Here is a 19,844-nt window from a genome sequence, read left to right on the forward strand (position 1 = left end):
AGGCGGTCTCGGTTGGCGTCCTCCAGTCCCGACGGCCCGGTTCGAACCGACTCACTCCAGTTCTTCGATTCGTTTCATCTGCTCGCGGTGTAGCGAGAGGATGAGATCCGACAGCACGCCGAACATCAGCAGTTGTACCCCGAAGAGAATACCTGCCATAGAGACGACGGCGATGACCTCGTGGGAAATCGAGCGAACGACCCACTCGTAGGCGACGTACAGGGCGAGCCCGAGCCCGGTCGCGGTCGACGCAAACCCGACGCTGCCGAAGTAGAAAAGCGGGTTGTTGGTCTTGGCGCGGCGATACAGTTCCAGGAAGATGATACCACCGTCGCGGATCGGGTCGAGATTCGTATCCGAGCCGTCGGGCCGCGGGTAGTAGGTCGTGGGCACGACCGTCGTCTTGATACCACGCTTCGCGCACTCGACGGCCATCTCCGTCTCGATGCCGAAGCCGTCGGAAGTGAGCGTCATGTCGAGAAACGACTCGCGGGTGAACGCCCGGTAGCCGCTGAGGATATCACGAAAGTCCTGACCGTGAATAAACGCGAACGCCCGGTTGATGATGCGGTTTCCGACTCTGTTGAGCCGCGTCATCGCGCCCGGCCGCATATCGGCGAATCGGTCGCCGATGACGTGGTCGTACCCCTCGGTGAGCGGGTCGAGCATCTTGGTGGCGTCTGTCGCTTCGTAGGTCCCGTCGCCATCGAGCATCAGGACGTACGGCGCTTGAATGTGGTCTTCAACGGCTTCTCTGACAGCCTGGCCTTTTCCGGACCCCGACTGGACGACGACATGAGCACCGGCGTCTTCGGCGAGTTCCCGTGTCCCATCTGTGGAGCCGCCGTCGATGACGAGGACGTTGGCGAATCCCTCATCTCGGTAATCTGAGATGACATCAGCGATTGTTTCCGCCTCGTTGTAAGTTGGGACGAGAACGCAGGTGTCGCCGTAATCCATTGCCAAACATAAGGAGAAGTTGACTGCAAAAATGCTTCGTATTCAATACTGCCAAATCAGTTCAAAAAAGAACTAGGTCACCTGCATGGACGAAGGACTAGTTCAGTCTTGTTTCTCTGTACTTTCGCTCTCTTTGGCCTCGAGAATTCGGCGTTCGGCTTCGTCACGGTCTTCCGGATAACCGACATCAATCCGCCATCCTTCAAGTCGGATTGCATCAATTGTACGGCCAGACCGAATGAGTAAATCGATAGCCTCGCTTATCTCGTATTCTCCACGGTTTGATGGCTGGACGAGATGACAGGCGTGGAATATCGCTGGAGAGAAAGTATAGAAACCAGTCATTACTAAGTTTGAATTAGGCTCTTCTGGCTTCTCTACAACATCTGTAATCTCACCATATTTGTTTGTTTCGCAGACCCCAAATCGAGATGCATCTTCCCAAGGAACTTCTTCTACTAGGAATGCTGCATCTGCCCGATCTTCTCGTTGACGATTAACGACATCAGAAAGATTTGCATTGAATATGTTATCACCTAGCATTAGCATGAAGTCTCCGTCAACATCATTCTCTACGGTCAACAACGCATGCGCGAGACCGTTTTGCTCACGTTGATGACGGTAGGTGATTGGAATCCCATCGAAATCATCTCCGTAGTGGCTGATAATATCCTGCTTTCGATACCCGACAACGACGACGAACTCTTCAGCATCGAGGGCAGCTAGCTGCTCGAAGCAATGTGTTAAAATCGGTTTACCTGCAACCTCTACCATTCCCTTAGGTTTGTCTTCAGTAAGGGGTCTTAGGCGAGTTCCTTTTCCGGCGGCGAGTATGACTGCTTGCATGATTCTTCGAGACCTGTGCCGACACAAATATCTTTTGTGTGTATGATTTTTTAACATCATATTAGATTGATAAGATTATATTTGGGACACTGTCTAGTCAACCTCCTGAGCTGGCGGCCGTCCGTTGAGCGATTAATGCGGTCGCTGAAAGTTATGGTAATGAACAGCTACTACAAGTCATCCACGGACACTCAGCCGACAGTCACCCCATGAGTTGTGGAAACGGTAAACCCTCATTTTGAACGTCTGAAACCACCTTTCAATCAGGTTTCGGTCTGTGTAGTCGACCTAGCGTTCAACCTTAACCGAGAGAAGGCAGTCTAGTATCCGAAAGTATCAGCCAGAAGCGCCGTCTCTGAACAGTCGTGTTTCTCACAGACCCCGTAGATAAATGCAGCCGCCAGATTAGTTCTATGGTGCTTGAACAGTGCGACCTCAAGGATCACTTTCGTGTCAATATTTATTACAGCGTACAACCAAGACCACTCGCCATTGATTGTGACAGCGGTCTCGTCAAGCATGACCCACCTCGGCTGCCCCTTCGACGGGTCTGACACACTGTTAGCCAGCCGATGTACCCACTGAAAGACTGCTTGAAACGAGCGTTCTATGCCAAGTAACCGAAGAATCGCTTTTATCTTTCTAAGTGGAAGACCGGCAGCACGGAGTCGGACGGCGAACGCCCTGACGGGCGTCACCGTCCGCTCCCACTGTAACATTCAAGCGTGCGCTGTGTCCAAACTCTCGTTAAGCAGGTCTTCGAGCAGCATAGGAAACTAGCTCTTCAACCAGTTCATCTCTTGGCTCGGTGCCCTGGAATGTATCATCCAATGAAGGATACATTATTTCTGAGAATACCTCGAAAGCGTGGAGAGATTCCGATGAGGCAACTGAAGTAGATAATTCCACCGAGGCCAATGAAACAGAGAGTAGCAACTAGTGAAGGTAGAATCGGAGGAAAGAACTCCTCAACCGGCAAAGAAATTAGAATAACGACTCCCATTACAGTAGCGGCTATCATTTGTTCAAATATTTCACGTATTGGAATTGTAAAGGAAACTAGTGAACTAAGATAGTGGTATGAGATAACAAACGCTGCCGCCGATGCAATAAGACTACCGACAGCAGCACCTAACCACCCAAATTGCCAGACTAGAACTACATTGAGGACCGTATTACTCCCTACAAATGAAATATTACACCAATACGCCAGGTCTGGACGATCAATAGCCATCAATGTGTTAAGTAGCTGCTTGAAATATCCATAAATGAGAAGTGAGCCAATAAGTAGGACGAGTGCGGGGTACCCCTCTGAAAAGTCTGAACCATACACCAAGAGGATTCGATCACCAAGGAGAGAAGCACCAATGAGACCCGGAATAAGAAAGAGCCCATTAAATGCAAGTGTGTCAGAGACAAGAGACCCAATCTCGTCTAAATTTCCATTAGAGGATATTTCGCTTATCTCCGGGAAAAAAGCCGAACTAACAGCGTTTCCGAAGGCAAGAAACGAAGCGACATTCCATGCTGCATTATAAAATCCAACAAACGAGGATGGGACGAAAAGACCGAGCACAAAGATGTCCATCCAAGTAAATGACCTCCCTCGTAGAGAGTCAAGCCAAGAAAATCGCGCGAATGAGAGTATTGAGCGAAAATGCTTTTTTTGCGGTAATTTAAGCGAAAGTCGAAGCTGCGTCACACCAAATAGTGCTGTTAGGAATGTCCCTATTATAGCACCAGCTAACATCCCCCACAGTCCAAGCCCTAATGCTAATAAACTAATTTGAAACGTACTTTGACATAAACGTTGAATCGGCTCTAATCCCCCTGAGATATGAACGCGTCGCTGTCCTTCGAGACCAACTCTAACGAACCTGAAGATTACTCTCACACCCAACAGAGCCAATAACAACGCCGTCATGTCTACACCAAGATAGCCTGTGAGTTGTGGTGAGACTGCAACAATCACTAACGCAGTCAATGTAAAGAATGTGGACATGGTGGCAAACCCAGCAATTAGATACGGAACACCATCCGCGGACTCGCTCACCCGTTTTTTCAATGCAGTCGTAATACCAAGCTCACTTCCAAATTGAAGCCACGCAACAACCACGATAATAAGCGAGTATGTTCCAAAAACGCTAGGACCAAGAAGTCGGGTAAAATAGATCGTCGCAACAAAACCAAGCACGGACGCGAGCAGGTTAGATATGTAAAAAACGATTGATGTTTGTCCAAGCCTCATATGCGGGTACTTCACGTAGAAGTATTGGATCCTAAAATAAGCCATCGGTTCAAGAGGAGCGAAGCGATTAAGATAGTATATGATCGAAGACGAATAGCTGTGTACTAGAGACAATGAGTGACACAAACGTTCTTCTCGTCATCCTCGATAGTGTCCGAGCAAAGAATACATCTCTTCATGGACACAAACATGACACAACACCGTTCCTAGATGAATTCGCATCTGAGTCGGTGGTGTATGATCAAGCACGGTCTCCGGGAATTCATAGTATCTCAAGCCATGTGAGTATTTTCACGGGGTATGAAGTCGCTGAACATGGTGTATTCGGACACACATCCACTATCGATCCGTCAGAGACTATTTGGGCTGAGCTTTCAGCAAAGGGGTACGAAACTGGTCTGTTTACACCAAATATCGTTGTTGGTGAGGCGTCAAACTTGGCTGATTGCTTCGATGTCATTGAAGGTGGGAAGCGATTGTTTCCAGAGGCAATGAGTCCAGATGAATTCGTAGGGAACATCTCAATACAAGAGTATGTACGGAAGTGTATCAAGGACGAGCGCCCACTGCAAAGCTTTCTGAACGGTGTTGAAACGTACTTTAAACCATCAAATGCACATTCCCCCAAACGAGAAGCTGCAAACGTTTATGTAGACGACTTTCTGAATTGGTTCACCGAACGTGATGGACCGTGGGCTGCGTGCCTTAATCTCATGGACGCTCATTATCCGTATCTTCCAAAAGATGAGTTTGACGAATGGGGGGGGAAACAACTCCAAAAGATCCATAAAGATCTCCCCAAAGGACCGCTCACACGGACATTTCTCACTGGAGAGTGTCCAATGTGGCAACTAGAGGCACTTGAGAACCTGTATGATGGGGGAATTCGGCAGATGGACCATGCATTAAGAAACCTCATCGGAGAACTGCGGCGGTCTGGAGCCCTCAACAATACTCTTCTCGTGATAACGAGTGACCACGGAGAGGGATTTGGTGAACACAGTCTTCTTGACCCTAGAACACCGATTATTGATCATAGCTGGGGTATCGAAGAAATCCAAACGCACGTGCCGTTAGTCGTTAGATATCCAGACGGACCAACAGGGAGGCGTATTTCAAATCTCGCTACGCTGTCTAAATTCCCAGAAGTTGTTCGATCAGTTCAGACAGGAGACGCGTGTGCCGACTCATTCTGTCCAAGTGACGGGCAAGTGGTGGTCTCTACATTCCGAATGGCTGATCCAGAAAAACTCCCAGATACAGTTGCAGACAAGGACCGGTTCCGAGGACCATGGCGAGCGGTCTATCAACTCAGAGATGGAACTGTATTCAAATATGCAGACAGAGGTGAGGATTCAGTAAAATTAGAAGTCCCTAACGCACAAATGGCATACAAAATCAAAGATTCAGATGGCGATTACGTCTCTAAAGTATTCAATGAGATGGAGAGATATGACATTGAAAAATCACGACGTGACGTTAGTAACGCGACTGAACAGCGACTCGAAGACCTTGGCTACGTCTAATAAAAAGACAAAACACACTACGAGATAATATATTCATCTAACTTGTTAATCACTTTAGTTATATCAACACGCAGGTCAGAACCCTCAGCATCACAGTATATCGGCTCATATTGATGTTCCAAAGAGGTAGCAAGTCGGTGATACGTATTTAATCGTTTTTGTCCAAATAACTCAACTACGAGTGGGTCAGAGGCATAAATTAGATTTGCGAATCCTGCTCCATGTGGTCCTACTACAACTTCAGCCTCCGCAAACAATGAAACTTGTTCTTTCACAGAAAGTTCTTCTAATACATATGGTCTGAAACCTCGGGTTTTGAGAGCACTAATGAGTTCTTCTTCATTTATAACCTGGCGTTTTGTTGCATTTTTTCGAGAAATGTAAATTCGTTCATCCCCTTTTAGCTCATCAATATTCTCAATCATTTTGTTCCGGAGCCAACCACTATGCTTGGGAACCGGTTCAATCTGTGATGGGATGAGGATTCTGTTAGCGTGGACGGCAGGTGATTCTAGCGCCCAGAGACCATTGTCATCGTACCCAAGTAGAGATAGCGATTCAGCCATCCAAGATGAAAGATCTGGAGGAACAAGAATTGTTGGTTCGTTTCCAGTTGAGTCGATATATCGTTCTACCCAGTGAAGCTTCAATAGGCATTCTATTGTCCAATGGAAGTAATTTGGCCAGAGCGGCATCAAAACAATTGCTTCGTCAACATGTGTAATGGGATCTGGAGATTCACCTGCAAATACTGACCGGAGTTGATTAAAACCACACTCGTAACCAAACATCGAAAGAGCAACGCTCACACGCCGTGAAGAAAGGTGAGGTGGTCCGACAGAATCTGATATAAATCGGCCGTCTTGGGTTCGAATAAGGCCAGTTGGTTGGAAAACAGTTGCATCAACAAACTGAGCACATTGTTGAGGTACTACCTGACCATGGCTAACGTTTGTTATATTGTCATCATCCCCGACCCGCGTTTTTCGTGGTATGTGATTCCTTTCTGTCACTATGGAATCCAAATACGAGAAAGAACCATTACTAATAATTGATTCAACACTGACTACATCTTCATCGTAATCAAGTGAAGCGTCAACATAGTAGCGAAGTACTTTCTCACGGAACACTCGCTCGTGAATTTCGCTGAAGAGCGCACCTACACCGTCATGGCTTACTTTTCGAGACGCTTGGCGCAGGAGATGCATAAATACCGCTACGGTCCCACGAAATCTATATTTGTCTATCTTGTATACAAAGGTGTAGTCAAACCCCGGTACCAGTATAAGCATGATAACGCGAATATTGCCAATAGAACATGTTAGGTAAATACTCTAAACGTATAGCCATATTGCTTCTTCGACAGACCAAGTATCCTGAACCAATTGTCAAAGTGATTAATAATTTGCCGGTGAAGACTAATATTGAGAAGTCACAGTCAGTATCCGTTGAACGTGGATGTACATTTATTGGTAACGTACGGCTTGGGCCGGATGTCACGATCGGACGAGACAGCCATCTAGAAGGAGACATTGAGGTTGGTAGAGGGACAAACCTAGTTCGGGAAGATGAGCTAATTGGTGACATCACTGTTGGTAACTTCTGCGCAATTGCGCGAGACGTAACAGTACAGGCACGGGATCACTTGACATCACGTCCGAGTATCCAAATGCGATTCTATCAAGAATATCTTGATTCATCACTCCCGCACGTTTCGAAGGGGCGAACAAAGATTGGAAGCGATGTATGGATAGGGACAGATGTTACTATATTATCTGGTGTGAATATCGGTCACGGTGCTATAATCGGCGCAGGGGCAGTTGTAACGAAGGATGTGCAACCGTATGAAATTGTGGCTGGTGTCCCGGCAACTCATAAGGGATGGAGGTTTGGTGAAGAGATACGGGAGCAACTGCTTGAAACGCAGTGGTGGGAATGGGATGCAGAGAAGTTACGGAAGAACCATGAATTCTTCCAAACTAACCTAGAACAGATTTCGGATATTCGTGATCTGCTAGTTGAGTAGCCTAGGGTTGATAAACGGTTATATGGAAGTGAACGCCATACCTCAACAATGGATTTACGATGTTAAGCAAACTATCTGTTCAGAACTTTCGAAGAGTGTTAGACAATCCACAGCTGCTTAAGGGAGAGGTTTCAAAGACATGTTTGTTTGTGAATAAAAAGATACACTCTATGGCAGCATCAGATAGTCGTTTTGATGTTATGGCTGAAGACTGGGACAACTTACTTATTCTCGATGGCTGCCGATACGACATATTTAAGAAACGAAATACTATTGATGGTACTCTGAAACGGCAAACTTCCCCTGCCTCTCAAAGTTTAGAGTTCATGAAGTGCAACTTTTTTGAAAGAGAATTTCACGACACAATTTATATTACTGCAAATCCATTCTCGACTGAGATTAAATCAGGGACATTCTACAAAGTTGTTAATTTATTAGATCAGTGGAATGAAGAATTACAAACAGTCAAGCCAGAGACTGTCGTTGAGTCCACGTTGCAGATTTCTCAGGAGTACCCTGATAAACGTCTACTTATTCATTTCATGCAGCCACATTACCCATTTATTGGGGAGAAAGGTAAAGAACTCTCGCATAGAGGGTACAGCCCGACGAAAGAGGGACGGAAACATAGCTTTTCTGTGTGGGATGAGTTACAATATGGTGTCGCAGATTATAACCTCACACAAGTTATCGAAGCTTATGAAGAAAACCTTGATATAGTTTTAGCGCACGCTGAAAAGCTACTTGGCGAACTCAACGGCAAGAGCATTGTCACTTCAGACCATGGAAACCTCCTTGGAGAGCGAATTAAACCAATTCCGATAAGAGTTTACGGGCACCCAGCCGGAATACGAAGTTCGCCACTTGTTGATGTTCCGTGGCTCATCGTCGAAGGGGATCGTCGCGACGTGACTACTGAGGAACCGGTCGGAGACACGGAAATAGATGGGTCAGTCGTTGAGGATCGTCTGACTGCGCTCGGATATACAGAATAAAATGACAGGTGATTCACCCCTTCCAACAGTCTCTGTAATCGTTCCAGTTTATAACGACCCCACAGGTATACGTGACACACTGACTGCGCTGACCAAACAGACGTACCCGACGGAGAGAGTAAACATACTCCCCATCGACAACGGGTCGACAGACGAGACGCGCGACGTGATTCGTCAGTTCGAACGCGAGCACGAGAACGTCACACTCGTCGTCGAAGACGAAATCCAGGGGTCGTACGCGGCCCGAAACGCTGGCATAGAACAGGCGACGGGAGAGATATTTGCGTTCGTCGACGCCGACATGTACATGGACGAGTCGTGGCTCGAAACGGCGGTTGACGCGATGGACGAGGCAGCGTACGTCGGGTGCGACGTCGAACTGGTTACCAATGGGGAAGACACGCTCGCAGCAAGGTTTGACGCACAGACCGCCTTTCCCATAGCGCAGTATATTCGTCAGCAGCAGTACGCCCCGACGTGCGGGCTCCTCGTCAGTCGAGAGGTCGTCGACGATGTCGGTCCGTTCGACGAGCGTCTCGTGTCGGGCGGTGACTCGGAGTTCGGCAGTCGAGTCGCAAACGCCGGGTACAGGCAAGCGTTTGCACCGGCGGCGACACTGTACCACCCAGTTCGAGATTCGTTCTCGTCGCTGGTGAAAAAAGAACTTCGCGTCGGCCGCGGCTTGTGTCAGCGGCAAGAGTACTACGCCGAGCGGTTCGGCCGTCCCGGGATTCCGCCACGTCCGAGTGGCGTGAAGTCGCCCGATGAGGAGTCGTCCGGTCTCGATTTCGAGCGACTGCTCTTCGGCGTTCTCTCGGTAGTGATGACAGGAGTTCGCGCCCTCGGGTATTATCGTGAGTACGTCCGATACGTTCGCGGGAACACCCGCTGAAACGCCAACTAATTATTCGTCTTCTCGACGAGGTTCGGCGTCAACAGACCGTAGACGTATCCAAATCCAACCGCCGCAGTGAAAACGAAGATAGCGATCAATTGTTGGACCTGCGCCAGCGACGGGTCTTCGACGAGATTCTTGAGTCGGTCAACAACGTAGACGAGCATCAAGTCCTTCAGATACGCGTTTTTATCGTCTGACGCTTGTGGATACAACAAGTCCATCACGCGCTTCGAGTAGCCCTGCCAGAACGAACGAAAGACGAGCCAGTCAAACTCAGTTCGATATTCGAAGAGTTTGTGATTCACGCGCGCTTGTTTGTTATAGATGACGCGCTCGCCCGTCTGTTCGTAGATACGAATGCAGACGGGTGCTTCGTGCGCCTGGACGTGTTTGTCTCCTTTTCGACCGGTGTTCGTGTCGTAGCCGCCCACTTCGAGAAAAACGTCGCGCTTGAAGGAGATGTTCGAGCCGTAGGTGTTCCGAACCTCCTCCATGTGCTCGCCGAACCCACGTTCGTCACACCCGACGAGCCAGTAGAATTCTTCTGGAAAGAACTCTGGTTTGCGAGCGACCCAGTCGGGGACGACGGTACCGCCGACAGCGACCGCATCCGGATTGTTTTCATAGGTGTCGACGAGCGTCTCAATCCAATCGGGTTCTGCCGTTGCGTCGTCATCAATCATCGCGACGACGTCGCCGGTTCCGAGCTCAGCACCTTTGGTCCGACTGTACGAGATACCGCGGTTCTCGTCGTTACAGTGCAGAACGACATCGTCGATGTCACCGAAGTCGTCTTGCACGCGGTCGAACACCTCTTCGTTTCCATCGACAACGATGACGAGTTCGAGGGGTTCGTAGGTCTGTGCGAGGACACTCTCGACGGTCTCGGAGAATGACTCGTACCGTTCCATCGAGTACGTACAGACCACGACGGAGACTTTCATAAGTCGGAGTTACCGAGGAGTCCCGAATAAGCATTGTCCTTCGATTTGTAACTAGCTATTTCTACCGACACAGACTATCACAAGGCTTATGAACGGCTTGGCGGTTGTTGGTCACAATGAGTGACGAGCAAACAAAGTATTCGCCCTCCATAGCGGATCTCGCTCGCGACTGGTATCACATACCGGTCCTCTCGACTATTATTCTCGTCATGCTGTGGATACGCCTCCGCAGTTATGACGCATTCATTCGAGAGGGCACAGTGTTCTTCTCAGGAAACGACGCCTGGTATCATCTTCGCCAGGTGGAATACACCGTCCGGAACTGGCCCGCGACGATGCCGTTCGATCCGTGGACCGAATTCCCGTTCGGCCGGACCGCAGGTCAGTTCGGGACAATTTACGACCAACTCGTCGCGACCGCGGCGCTCGTCGTCGGTCTGGGAAGCCCGTCATCAGACCTCGTAGCCAAGTCGCTTTTGGTCGCGCCGGCCGTCTTCGGTGCGTTAACCGTTATCCCAACCTACCTTATCGGGAAGCGTCTCGGCGGCCGTCTCGGTGGGCTCTTCGGTGCGGTTATTCTGATGCTTCTCCCAGGAGCGTTCCTCCAACGTGGGCTCGTTGGGTTTGCAGATCACAATATCGTAGAGCCGTTCTTCATGGGCTTTGCCGTCCTCGCGATCATGATCGCCCTCACGGTTGCCGACAGAGAGAAACCCGTCTGGGAACTCGTTGCGGCACGCGACCTCGATGCGCTCCGTGAACCCCTGAAGTGGTCCGTTCTCGCCGGTGTCGCAACGGCCATCTACATGTGGTCGTGGCCACCGGGAATCCTTCTCGTCGGTATCTTTGGCCTCTTTTTGGTCCTGAAGATGGCTTCCGACTACGTCCGCGGTCGGTCGCCTGAACACACGGCGTTCGTCGGTGCCATCTCGATGACGGTCACCGGCTTACTGATGTTCATCCCGATCGAGGAACCGGGATTCGGGGTGACCGACTTCGGCTTCTTGCAGCCGCTGTTCTCACTCGGCGTCGCCCTCGGTGCTGTGTTCCTCGCCGCACTCGCCCGGTGGTGGGAATCGAACGACGTCGACGAGCGGTACTATCCTGCGGTGGTTGGCGGAACCATGCTTGTCGGGATAGTGCTGTTTTCTCTCGTCCTTCCGAGTGTTTTCGATTCGATCGCACGCAACTTCCTCCGTACGGTTGGGTTCAGCGCCGGCGCTGCGACCCGAACCATCAGTGAAGCCCAGCCGTTCCTCGCAGCAAACGTACTCCAGTCGAACGGTCAGACTGCTGTCGGCCGTATCATGTCCGAGTACGGCTTCACCTTCTTCACAGGTGCTCTCGCGGCAGTGTGGCTCGTCGCGAAGCCGCTTGTCAAGGGTGGAAACTCGCGGAAGATCGGATACGCTGTCGGGAGTCTCGCCCTCATCGGAGTACTCTTCTTGATACCGGCGCTTCCAGCAGGAATCGGCAGTGCCCTGGGCGTCGAATCGTCGCTCGTTAGCCTCACCATCGTCACCGCACTCATCGTGGGCGCAGTGATGCAAGCCGACTACGAGAGCGAACGTCTGTTCGTCCTCGTGTGGGCAGCCATCATCACGTCGGCAGCGTTCACGCAGGTTCGTTTCAACTACTACCTCGCGGTGGTCGTCGCGGTGATGAACGCCTACCTCCTCCGAGAGGCCCTCGGAATCGACTTCGTCGGCCTCGCGAACGTCGAGCGCTTCGACGACATCTCGTATGGGCAGGTCGCAGCAGTCGTGATTGCCGTCCTCCTCATCCTCACGCCCGTTCTCATCATCCCGATTCAACTCGGCAACGGCGGCGTGTCTCAGACCGCCATGCAAGCGTCCCAGACCGGTCCAGGAACGGTCACTCAGTGGGACGGGAGCCTCACCTGGATGCAGAACAACACACCCGCAGAAGGTGAGTTCGGCGGCGAATCGAACCGGATGGAGTACTACGGGACGTACGAGTACACGGACGACTTCGACTATCCGGACGGTGCGTACGGCGTCATGTCTTGGTGGGACTACGGTCACTGGATCACCGTCCTCGGCGAGCGCATCCCGAACGCGAACCCGTTCCAAGGAGGTGCCACCGAGGCAGCGAACTACCTCCTCGCCGAAGATGAACAGCAGGCTGAGTCGGTTCTCACTTCGATGGGTGACGACGGCGAAGGCGACCAGACCCGCTACGTCATGGTCGACTGGCAGATGGCTTCGACCGACGCGAAGTTCAGCGCGCCGACCGTCTTCTACGACGAGTCGAACATCTCCAGGTCGGACTTCTACAACCCGATGTTCCGCCTGCAAGAACAGGGCGAGCAAACGACTGTCGCCGCCGCGTCGAGCCTCAAGGACCAGCGGTACTACGAGAGCCTGATGGTCCGGCTCTACGCGTACCACGGCAGCGCCCGCGAGGCGTCGCCAATCGTCGTCGACTGGGAAGAACGTACGTCCGCCGACGGCTCGACCACGTTCAGAGTGACGCCCTCGGACGGGCAGGCGGTCAGGACGTTCGACAACATGAGCGCCGCGGAGGAGTACGTCGCGAACGACCCGACCTCCCAGATCGGCGGTATCGGTACGTTCCCCGAGGAGCGCGTGTCCGCCCTCGAACACTACCGCCTCGTGAAGTCCTCGAACAGCTCGGCGCTCCGCTCGGGGTCCTACCAGCGGTCGCTCATCAGCGAGGGCAACACCTACGGCCTCCAGCCGCAGGCGCTCGTCCCCAACAACCCCGCGTGGGTCAAGACGTTCGAGCGCGTCCCCGGCGCGACGGTCGACGGCAGCGGTGCCCCGGCCAACACGACGGTGACCGCGCGCGTCCAGATGCGCGACCTGACGACTGGCACGAACTTCACCTACACGCAGCAGGCCCAGACCGACGCCGACGGTGAGTTCACGATGACGCTCCCGTACTCCACGACCGGCTACGACGAGTACGGCCCGGACAACGGCTACACGAACGTCAGCGTCCGCGCGGCGGGCGGCTACGCGTTCACCGGGCCGACCTCGGTCACCGGGAACAGCACCATCGTCAGCTACCAGGCGGAGAACGTCGCCGTCGACGAGGGCCTCGTCAACGGTGCCGAAGACGGTACCGTGCAGGTCACCCTCGAACGGAACGAACAGGAACTCGACCTGCCGGGCGATTCTTCGTCCGAGGATAGCTCGTCCGAGGACGGCACGTCCGACGACTCGCAGACGAACGAGTCGGCGTCGACATCGACCTCGGCGTCGGTCGACGCCAGCGCGGTCTCGGCCGCCGCGTAACACGAGCCGAGACGGCGACGACTCTCGCGGTCGCAGTTTCATTTTCCACACGCAGTTCAGAACAACCGCCGACGGTCGAAAAGCGAGTGCCGAGCGAAAGCCGCTCGGAAGCAGTCTTCGGCTTCGGTTCCGGTCCGGCTCCGACTCCGGTTCCGGCTCAGACGAGCGACTCGTAGTCGAGACCCTCGCGGCGGGTGACGATGCGGCGGCCGTCGATGACGATGCGCTCGCGCATGGCGTCGAACTCGTCGTCGAGCGCCGCGAACTCGTCCCAGTCGGTTGCGACGAGCGCCGCGTCGGCGTTTGCGAGCGCGTCGGCGGCGGAGTCGGCGTAGTCGATGTCGGGGAACCGCTCCCGCATGTTCTCGGTGGCGACGGGGTCGTAGCCGACGACGTCGGCCCCTGCGTCGAGGAGCGCCTGAATGAGTAAAATCGCGCGGGATTTCCGGATGTCGTCGGTGCCGGGCTTGAACGCGAGTCCGAGCACGGCGACGCGCTTGCCGTCGAGGTCGAATCGCTCGCGGAGGAGGTCGAGCATACGCTCCGGTTGGCCGTCGTTGACGTCGACGGCGGCCTGCAACAGACGCGGTTCGTAGCCTTGAGCGCGGGCGGCGGCGATGATGGCGGCCGTGTCCTTCGGGAAACACGACCCGCCCCAGCCGAGACCCGCACCGAGGAACGCCGACCCGATACGGGAGTCGAGGCCGATGCTCTCCAACACTTCCGCGGAGTCGACGCCGAACTCCTTGCAGATGTTCGCGAGGTCGTTGGCGAGGCTAATCTTCGACGCGAGGAAGGCGTTGTTGGCGTACTTTATCATCTCGGCTTCGCTGATACCGGTCTTGACGACGGGTGGGTTCCCGGCGCGTTCGACGAGCGGGGCGAAAATCTCGGCTAGCGTCTCGTACGCCCGGTCGGTCTGCGCGCCGAGGACGATTTTGTCCGGCGAAAGGAAGTCGTCGACGGCGGTGCCTTCGCGGAGGAACTCGGGGTTCATCGCGATATCGAACCCGTCGCCGACGCGTTTCCCCGAGGCCTCTTCGATTCGCGGCCCGATGACGTCGACCGTCGTCCGCGGAACGACCGTGCTCTTGGTGACGACGAGGTGCGAATCGTCTTTCCGGGCCAGCGTCTCACCGAGCGAGGTCGCCGCGGCTTTCATCGCGCCGAGGTCGATGCTGCCGTCGTCGTTCGACGGGGTCGGCAGGGCGAGGAACGTCGCGTCCGTGTCGAGAATCTCGTCGTAGTCGGTCGTCGCTCGGAGTCGGTCTCCCGCGTACCGTTCGACGAGCTCGGCCAGTCCGGGCTCGTGAATCGGGGCCTGCCCATCGTTGAGTGAGGCGACGATGTCTTCGTCGATGTCCACGTTGACGACGTCGTGTCCGAGTTCAGCGAAGCACGCCGCGATAGTCGTGCCGACGTACCCACTCCCGATGATACTGAGTTCCATTGGTAGAGTTGTGAATGCCAGGTGGTTTGATTCTTTCCGAGTCCCGTAGTTCACTGAGGAAACAGCCGGAATCACGTAGCGGTGGACTGATATCCTCCCCGAGAGAGGGTCCGACAACGAAATGTCGAGGAACTCAGACGGGGACGCTCCCCGGCTCTCGTGGCTTCTCATCTACCTGAAGGGCGTCTGCATGGGTGCCGCCGACGCCGTGCCGGGCGTCTCGGGCGGCACAATCGCGCTTATCACGGGTATCTACGAGCGGCTCATCAGCGCGGTGACGGCCATCACACCCGGCCGAATCAAGCGCGCCCTCGGCGTCGTCGTCCCCGGACGCCGGGCCGACGCGGTCGCGGCGATGCGCGAAGTCGACGTCGGCTTCCTGCTCGCCCTCGGCGCGGGTATCGCCACCGCAATCGTGACCGTGATGCGCGTGCTCCACATCGCGCTCAACGACGCGCCGGTGCCCACCTACGGCTTTTTCTTCGGGCTCATCGCCGCGTCGGCGGTCGTGCTGTACGCCCAAGTCTCGCTCGACGGCCCGCGTCAAATCGCGGCGGCCGTCGCCGGGTTCGGCCTCGCGTTCGTCGCCTCGGGCGGGAGCGGCGGCGCGTTCGGACACTCGCTGCCCGCGATTGCGGTCGCCGGCGGCATCGCCGTCAGCGCGATGATTCTCCCCGGCGTCTCCGGGTCGCTCATCCTGTTGATTCTCGGGCAGTACGAGTACATGAACGCGGCGCTCAACGCGTTCATCGACAGCCTCCTCGACGTCGCCGGCGGCGCACCGCTGTCGGTCGTCGTCGAACCGGGGACGGTCGTCGTCACGTTCATGGTCGGAGCCGTCGTCGGCCTGTTCAGCATCGCGCACGTCGTCCGCTGGGCGCTCGAACACTACCGCCGGGCGACGCTGGCGTTCCTCGTGAGCCTCATCGTCGGCGCGCTCCGCGCGCCCGTGGTGGAGAGCACCGCCGCGCTCGTCGACGCGGGACGGTCGTGGACGACGGAGCTCTACGCCTCGTTCGCCGTGGCCGCGGTCGTCGGCGCGGCGGTCGTCCTACTCGTCGACCGGTACACGGACGTCATCGAGTCGTGAGCGCGCATCGGAGCGGCGCATCGAAGCGGGGTGCTCCGACGCCCCGTGAGAAGGAAGTCGGTCATCGTCCGAATCGATGACGTGCGGAATCGCGCGACTCGCGCCTCACTCGCGGGCGACGGCGATGTTTCGAACCGACCCGCCGCAGTCGGGACACTCCGACAGGTGGCTCGCGCTGACGGTCCGAGTCCGACAGGAACGACACTCGTAATACCCCTCGGTCGGGTGATAGTCGTCGATGACTGAGTTATGTAACACCATGATATACTATACCATGGTTTTCGTGGTAAGCGTTGTCCTGATATTCACCAAATTACTCTAGTACATTAATATTCTACGCCGGTATGGACACTCGAACGAGAAGCGAATCAACTTCGGCACGGCTCACTGTTCAATTCTAACGGGGTCACTTCACGGGTTCGTTCGCGTCAGCGCCGGGCGACGCAGACGAACGTCTCGCGTCGGGTCTCGCCGTGGGTGACGGTGAAGCCGGCCGCTTCGAGCGCGGAGACGGCGTCGCCGAGGCCGAATCGCTCGTCTCGCGGCGGGCCGTCTTCGCCCGAGCCGGATGTGGACCAGTCGACCACGACCACGGTGCCGCCGGGACGGACGACGCGAGCGAGTTCGGCGAGCGCCTCGTCGGTGGCGAACTCGTGGTAGGTCATCGTCGAGAAGGCGGCGTCGAGGTGGTCGTCGTCGAACGGGAGCGACGCCACGTCGGCCGTGACGAACTCGACGTTGTCGGGCGCGCCCTTCTCGCGGTAGTAGTCGTGCATGACCGCCTGCACGTCGACTGCGTAGAGCGTGCCGACGTGCGGGGCGACCTCGTCGGTGAAAAAACCGGTGCCGCTTCCGAGGTCGGCGACGACGCGTTCGGGCGCGACGCCGAGGTGCGAGAGCAGTTCCTCCCGCGAGACGAACCGGAATCTCGCGGGGTCGTCCAGTTTCGCCGCCCTGTCGGCGTCGAAGGTGTGAAAGCCCATGCGATTCACTCCGCGTCCCGAGCCGTAAGTCCCATCGGTTCCTCCCCGAGTCGTGTTTGTCTCGTGCATAGCCGCCGGTGAGTCAGTCCGCCACCGGGTCGAAGCGGGTCGGCGCGAGTCGGCGCGAGTCCGAGCGACCGCCCGCGAAACTGCCGACGGCGATGGGCTTTTTTGCCCGGCAGTCGGTCTCACAGGTATGGAACCCCAACTTCGACGGCCGACGCGACGCGCCTGCGAGCGCTGCGGTCGGGTGGAACGCTGGGACGACGACGCCGCGACGTGGCTCGTCGCCGAGACGGACGGCGAGAAACGGGTCGGAAGCCCCTACTGCATCCACGAGTGGGACATCAACGGCCGCTTCGCTCCCTTCGAGGAACCGGCCTGAGACGCCGACGAGCGGCGCGCGGTCGGCGGTTACGCCGCGTCTTCTTCCCGGAGCGAGTCGAGCACCGACAGCGTGCCGTCCATGTACGACCGGTCGAGCACCGTGTCGGCGGCCTCCTTGGCTACGTCGTCCGCGTTGGCGACGGCGTACGACCGCCCCGCGACCCGGAACGTCGAGGCGTCGTTGACGCTGTCGCCGACGGCGACGAAGTCCTCGGGGTCGTAGTCCATCGTCTCGCAGACGCGTTCGAGGCCGACGCCCTTCTCGACTCCCGGCGTCTTGATGTGGTAGGCGAAGCCGGTGTCGATGACCTCGACGTCGAACTCGTCTGCGACTGCCCGGAGGAGCGCCTCGTCGGCGTCGAGACGGGCGATGATTTCGGTCTCGCGCCAGCGGTTCGCGGTGTCCGCGGCGTCCCAGCCGAGGTCGCCGCCGCGGGCGACGAACTCGTCGGCGGCGGCCTGCGCGGCCTCGCGGTCGCCGGTGAACGTCACCTCGCCGTCTGCGAGGACGACCCCGCCGTTCTCCGCGATGACGGTCTGTGGGAGGCCGAGATAGTGACACAGCGATACCGGGTACGGAAACGCCTTGCCGGTGGCGAGGATGACGGGCGCGTCCCACGCCGGGAGCACCTCGAACGCGCGGGGGTCGAGACGTCCGTCCGCGTCGGTGAGCGTCCCGTCGATGTCGAGTACGAGCGGCGGAACCATACCCGGAGTTGGGCGACGGGGGAAAAAGGTTCAGCGGTCGGGGAGAACCGCGCCGCGGCCTGCGCTCTCGACGCCGACGACGAACTCGTGGCGGCGAGCGCCGACGCCTCAGCGCTCGGCGTCGTCCAGCCCGCGGAACGCCAGCGTCGAGAAGTTCGGGACGGGTCGCGTCGCCGGTCTGCCCGGGCCGTCGGTGGAGTCGGAGTCCGAAACCCGGCGCACGATGCCGAGGTCCGAAAGCTCGTAGAGGACGCGCCGGACGGTCGCCGGCGACAGCGACACCCGCGGCGACGCGGCGATGTGCTCGGTTGCCGTCGAGACCGAGGCCGTCTCCTCGTCGTCGAGCGCGACGAACGCCCGGAGGACGCGCCGGCGGCTCTCTGGGAGCGCGAACACGCGGCCGAGCGAACAGCCGCCGTCGGGGACGGCGTCGATGCCGGCGCAGACGTACTCGGTGTCGATTGTGTCCGCGCCGTCGGCCGCGGCGAGCGTCGCCGCCCCGTAGAGCGCCGAGAGCGCGTCGTGGGCGTCGCCGTCGGCCCACTCGGCCACCTCGCGCGTCGCCTCGTGCGGGAGCGCGTTGCGGGTGACGCCGTCGGACGCGCGCGCGACGAGGATGTCCACGAGGCTGTGGCGCTCGTAGGCCGGGACGGCGATGGACGCCGCGTCGGTTACGTCGGTTACGTCGTCGTCATCACCGGCTTCGGTCGCGTCGCTCCGCGGGTCACGGCCGACGGTGAGCACCGAGACGTGCGGCGACACCGAAGAAAGCGTCTCGACCGCCGTCGCCGCGGAGACGGTCTCCGGCTCGCCGACGTGGTCGACGGCGACGACCGCGTGTTCGTCGTGGGCGACCCGCGCCGTGAGCCGCTCGCGGAGCGCCTCGGCGCCGACGCCCTGCGAGGGCACCGGCTCCTTCGAGAGCGTTTCGAGCGCCGCGTGAAGGAGCGCGAACTCGGTCGGAGCGTCCCGGGCGTCGACGTAGGCGAACGAGGTCGTCGGCGTGGCGGCGGTCCGCGTCGCGGTGTGGATGACCGACCGTCGGGCGGGGAGGGCGCTGGCGAGGTGCTCGAACAGCGCCGCGACGACCGCCGACTTCCCGACGCCCTTCGGCCCGTGGACGTGAGCGTCGGGCGGCAACTCGCCGTCGAACACCGGGTCGAGATGGTCGAGAATGCGTTCGAGCGTCGGACCGCGGCCGGTCGGCTCTCGGGGATGAGCCGTCGGGTCGAGCGCGCTCAGGTCTCGGACGAGCCGCCGTCTCTTCCTGCCGCGTCGACGCCGCCTGGTGATTCTGTCTTCGAGGCGCATGGCGTGGAACGTTCCGTGGCTGACGGTATCCGGCGCACGCCTAAAAACCGACCACTACCGACAGCCGCCGTGTGGAATGAGAACACGAAACACTAAAATCGGCCGTTCGGAGCGCTTCAAAGGCAGTTGAGAGGTTCGTGACGACCGCCGAGCTCGAAGCAATCGTAACTAATAGTAACAATAATTTTGAA

At 56.7% G+C, this 19,844-nt stretch carries 17 protein-coding genes and 1 pseudogene; 7 read left to right on the forward strand and 11 right to left on the reverse strand.

What is annotated here, in order from left to right:
- Positions 1–51: 51 nt before the first annotated feature.
- The 4 genes and pseudogenes from aglJ to DVK03_RS07540 all read right to left on the reverse strand — a co-directional run bounded on the left by aglJ (position 52) and on the right by DVK03_RS07540 (position 4,054).
- The gene (gene aglJ, locus DVK03_RS07525; RefSeq protein ID WP_049916542.1) at positions 52–960 is read right to left on the reverse strand and encodes an S-layer glycoprotein N-glycosyltransferase AglJ; all 909 of its coding nucleotides are present in this window, start codon (positions 958–960) and stop codon (positions 52–54) included.
- A 102-nt stretch (positions 961–1,062) separates the two neighbouring features.
- Positions 1,063–1,806 (reverse strand): UTP--glucose-1-phosphate uridylyltransferase AglF, encoded by a 744-nt coding sequence (gene aglF, locus DVK03_RS07530; protein WP_004063279.1) that lies wholly within the window; start codon positions 1,804–1,806, stop codon positions 1,063–1,065.
- A gap of 132 nt (positions 1,807–1,938) precedes the next feature.
- A pseudogene (locus DVK03_RS07535) lies at positions 1,939–2,525 on the reverse strand (IS6 family transposase).
- A gap of 104 nt (positions 2,526–2,629) precedes the next feature.
- Positions 2,630–4,054, reverse strand: coding sequence for an oligosaccharide flippase family protein (locus tag DVK03_RS07540; protein WP_004063277.1), 1,425 nt, complete (start codon positions 4,052–4,054; stop codon positions 2,630–2,632).
- A 113-nt stretch (positions 4,055–4,167) separates the two neighbouring features.
- Here DVK03_RS07540 and DVK03_RS07545 point away from each other — a divergent pair, with 113 nt between their 5' ends.
- Entirely contained in the window at positions 4,168–5,580 is a 1,413-nt protein-coding gene (locus DVK03_RS07545) for a sulfatase-like hydrolase/transferase (RefSeq protein WP_004063276.1), read from the forward strand.
- A 17-nt stretch (positions 5,581–5,597) separates the two neighbouring features.
- Here DVK03_RS07545 and DVK03_RS07550 read toward each other — a convergent pair whose 3' ends face one another.
- Positions 5,598–6,788: a DUF563 domain-containing protein gene (locus DVK03_RS07550; protein ID WP_158545158.1), complete on the reverse strand. Its 1,191-nt coding sequence runs from the start codon at positions 6,786–6,788 to the stop codon at positions 5,598–5,600.
- A 185-nt stretch (positions 6,789–6,973) separates the two neighbouring features.
- Between DVK03_RS07550 and DVK03_RS07555 the strand changes: the two genes are divergently transcribed.
- From DVK03_RS07555 to aglI, 3 genes are all read left to right on the forward strand, one after another.
- Entirely contained in the window at positions 6,974–7,606 is a 633-nt protein-coding gene (locus DVK03_RS07555; RefSeq protein ID WP_004063275.1) for a CatB-related O-acetyltransferase, read from the forward strand.
- Between the two features lie 170 nt (positions 7,607–7,776).
- Positions 7,777–8,601 carry a hypothetical protein gene (locus tag DVK03_RS07560; protein ID WP_199505979.1) on the forward strand — a complete coding sequence of 275 codons (825 nt, stop codon included), beginning with the start codon at positions 7,777–7,779 and terminating at the stop codon, positions 8,599–8,601.
- Position 8,602: 1 nt separating this feature from the next.
- Positions 8,603–9,493, forward strand: a complete 891-nt coding sequence (gene aglI / locus DVK03_RS07565) for a glycosyltransferase AglI (protein WP_049916540.1) — start codon at positions 8,603–8,605, stop codon at positions 9,491–9,493.
- Between the two features lie 8 nt (positions 9,494–9,501).
- On the opposite strand, the gene aglG is transcribed toward aglI, so the two are convergent.
- Entirely contained in the window at positions 9,502–10,443 is a 942-nt protein-coding gene (gene aglG, locus DVK03_RS07570; RefSeq protein WP_004063273.1) for a glucosyl-dolichyl phosphate glucuronosyltransferase, read from the reverse strand.
- A gap of 116 nt (positions 10,444–10,559) precedes the next feature.
- Between aglG and DVK03_RS07575 the strand changes: the two genes are divergently transcribed.
- Positions 10,560–13,724, forward strand: coding sequence for an oligosaccharyl transferase, archaeosortase A system-associated (locus DVK03_RS07575; RefSeq protein WP_115802601.1), 3,165 nt, complete (start codon positions 10,560–10,562; stop codon positions 13,722–13,724).
- A gap of 157 nt (positions 13,725–13,881) precedes the next feature.
- Here DVK03_RS07575 and aglM read toward each other — a convergent pair whose 3' ends face one another.
- A complete protein-coding gene (gene aglM, locus DVK03_RS07580; protein ID WP_115802602.1) occupies positions 13,882–15,174 on the reverse strand; it encodes a UDP-glucose 6-dehydrogenase AglM in 1,293 nt (430 codons plus the stop codon).
- 121 nt (positions 15,175–15,295) lie between these two features.
- Between aglM and DVK03_RS07585 the strand changes: the two genes are divergently transcribed.
- Entirely contained in the window at positions 15,296–16,264 is a 969-nt protein-coding gene (locus DVK03_RS07585; RefSeq protein WP_004063270.1) for a DUF368 domain-containing protein, read from the forward strand.
- A 105-nt stretch (positions 16,265–16,369) separates the two neighbouring features.
- Here the strand turns inward: DVK03_RS07585 and DVK03_RS07590 are convergent, their stop codons facing one another.
- Together DVK03_RS07590 and DVK03_RS07595 are read right to left on the reverse strand one after the other, a co-directional pair.
- Positions 16,370–16,525, reverse strand: coding sequence for a rubrerythrin-like domain-containing protein (locus DVK03_RS07590; protein WP_004041411.1), 156 nt, complete (start codon positions 16,523–16,525; stop codon positions 16,370–16,372).
- 167 nt (positions 16,526–16,692) lie between these two features.
- Positions 16,693–17,247, reverse strand: coding sequence for a class I SAM-dependent methyltransferase (locus DVK03_RS07595; protein WP_004041412.1), 555 nt, complete (start codon positions 17,245–17,247; stop codon positions 16,693–16,695).
- Between the two features lie 196 nt (positions 17,248–17,443).
- On the opposite strand from DVK03_RS07595, the gene DVK03_RS07600 reads away from it, so the two are divergent.
- Positions 17,444–17,632 carry an HEWD family protein gene (locus DVK03_RS07600; protein WP_013035288.1) on the forward strand — a complete coding sequence of 63 codons (189 nt, stop codon included), beginning with the start codon at positions 17,444–17,446 and terminating at the stop codon, positions 17,630–17,632.
- A gap of 29 nt (positions 17,633–17,661) precedes the next feature.
- Here DVK03_RS07600 and DVK03_RS07605 read toward each other — a convergent pair whose 3' ends face one another.
- Positions 17,662–18,342, reverse strand: a complete 681-nt coding sequence (locus DVK03_RS07605) for a phosphoglycolate phosphatase (RefSeq protein ID WP_115802603.1) — start codon at positions 18,340–18,342, stop codon at positions 17,662–17,664.
- A 108-nt stretch (positions 18,343–18,450) separates the two neighbouring features.
- On the reverse strand, positions 18,451–19,653 hold the full coding sequence (locus DVK03_RS07610; protein WP_115802604.1) for a Cdc6/Cdc18 family protein: 1,203 nt from the start codon (positions 19,651–19,653) through the stop codon (positions 18,451–18,453).
- Positions 19,654–19,844 lie beyond the last annotated feature (191 nt).

This window comes from Haloferax sp. Atlit-109R (genome assembly GCF_003665865.1).
Taxonomy (GTDB): domain Archaea; phylum Halobacteriota; class Halobacteria; order Halobacteriales; family Haloferacaceae; genus Haloferax; species Haloferax volcanii.

Excerpts from the sequence above, each read along its gene's own strand:
- aglJ (WP_049916542.1), bottom strand. The coding sequence starts at position 960 with ATGGATTACGGCGACACCTGCGTTCTCGTCCCAACTTACAACGAGGCG.
- aglF (WP_004063279.1), bottom strand. The coding sequence starts at position 1,806 with ATGCAAGCAGTCATACTCGCCGCCGGAAAAGGAACTCGCCTAAGACCC.
- DVK03_RS07540 (WP_004063277.1), bottom strand. The coding sequence starts at position 4,054 with ATGAGGCTTGGACAAACATCAATCGTTTTTTACATATCTAACCTGCTC.
- DVK03_RS07545 (WP_004063276.1), top strand. The coding sequence starts at position 4,168 with ATGAGTGACACAAACGTTCTTCTCGTCATCCTCGATAGTGTCCGAGCA.
- DVK03_RS07550 (WP_158545158.1), bottom strand. The coding sequence starts at position 6,788 with ATGCATCTCCTGCGCCAAGCGTCTCGAAAAGTAAGCCATGACGGTGTA.
- DVK03_RS07560 (WP_199505979.1), top strand. The coding sequence starts at position 7,777 with ATGGCAGCATCAGATAGTCGTTTTGATGTTATGGCTGAAGACTGGGAC.
- aglI (WP_049916540.1), top strand. The coding sequence starts at position 8,603 with ATGACAGGTGATTCACCCCTTCCAACAGTCTCTGTAATCGTTCCAGTT.
- aglG (WP_004063273.1), bottom strand. The coding sequence starts at position 10,443 with ATGAAAGTCTCCGTCGTGGTCTGTACGTACTCGATGGAACGGTACGAG.
- DVK03_RS07575 (WP_115802601.1), top strand. The coding sequence starts at position 10,560 with ATGAGTGACGAGCAAACAAAGTATTCGCCCTCCATAGCGGATCTCGCT.
- aglM (WP_115802602.1), bottom strand. The coding sequence starts at position 15,174 with ATGGAACTCAGTATCATCGGGAGTGGGTACGTCGGCACGACTATCGCG.
- DVK03_RS07585 (WP_004063270.1), top strand. The coding sequence starts at position 15,296 with ATGTCGAGGAACTCAGACGGGGACGCTCCCCGGCTCTCGTGGCTTCTC.
- DVK03_RS07590 (WP_004041411.1), bottom strand. The coding sequence starts at position 16,525 with ATGGTGTTACATAACTCAGTCATCGACGACTATCACCCGACCGAGGGG.
- DVK03_RS07595 (WP_004041412.1), bottom strand. The coding sequence starts at position 17,247 with ATGGGCTTTCACACCTTCGACGCCGACAGGGCGGCGAAACTGGACGAC.
- DVK03_RS07600 (WP_013035288.1), top strand. The coding sequence starts at position 17,444 with ATGGAACCCCAACTTCGACGGCCGACGCGACGCGCCTGCGAGCGCTGC.
- DVK03_RS07605 (WP_115802603.1), bottom strand. The coding sequence starts at position 18,342 with ATGGTTCCGCCGCTCGTACTCGACATCGACGGGACGCTCACCGACGCG.
- DVK03_RS07610 (WP_115802604.1), bottom strand. The coding sequence starts at position 19,653 with ATGCGCCTCGAAGACAGAATCACCAGGCGGCGTCGACGCGGCAGGAAG.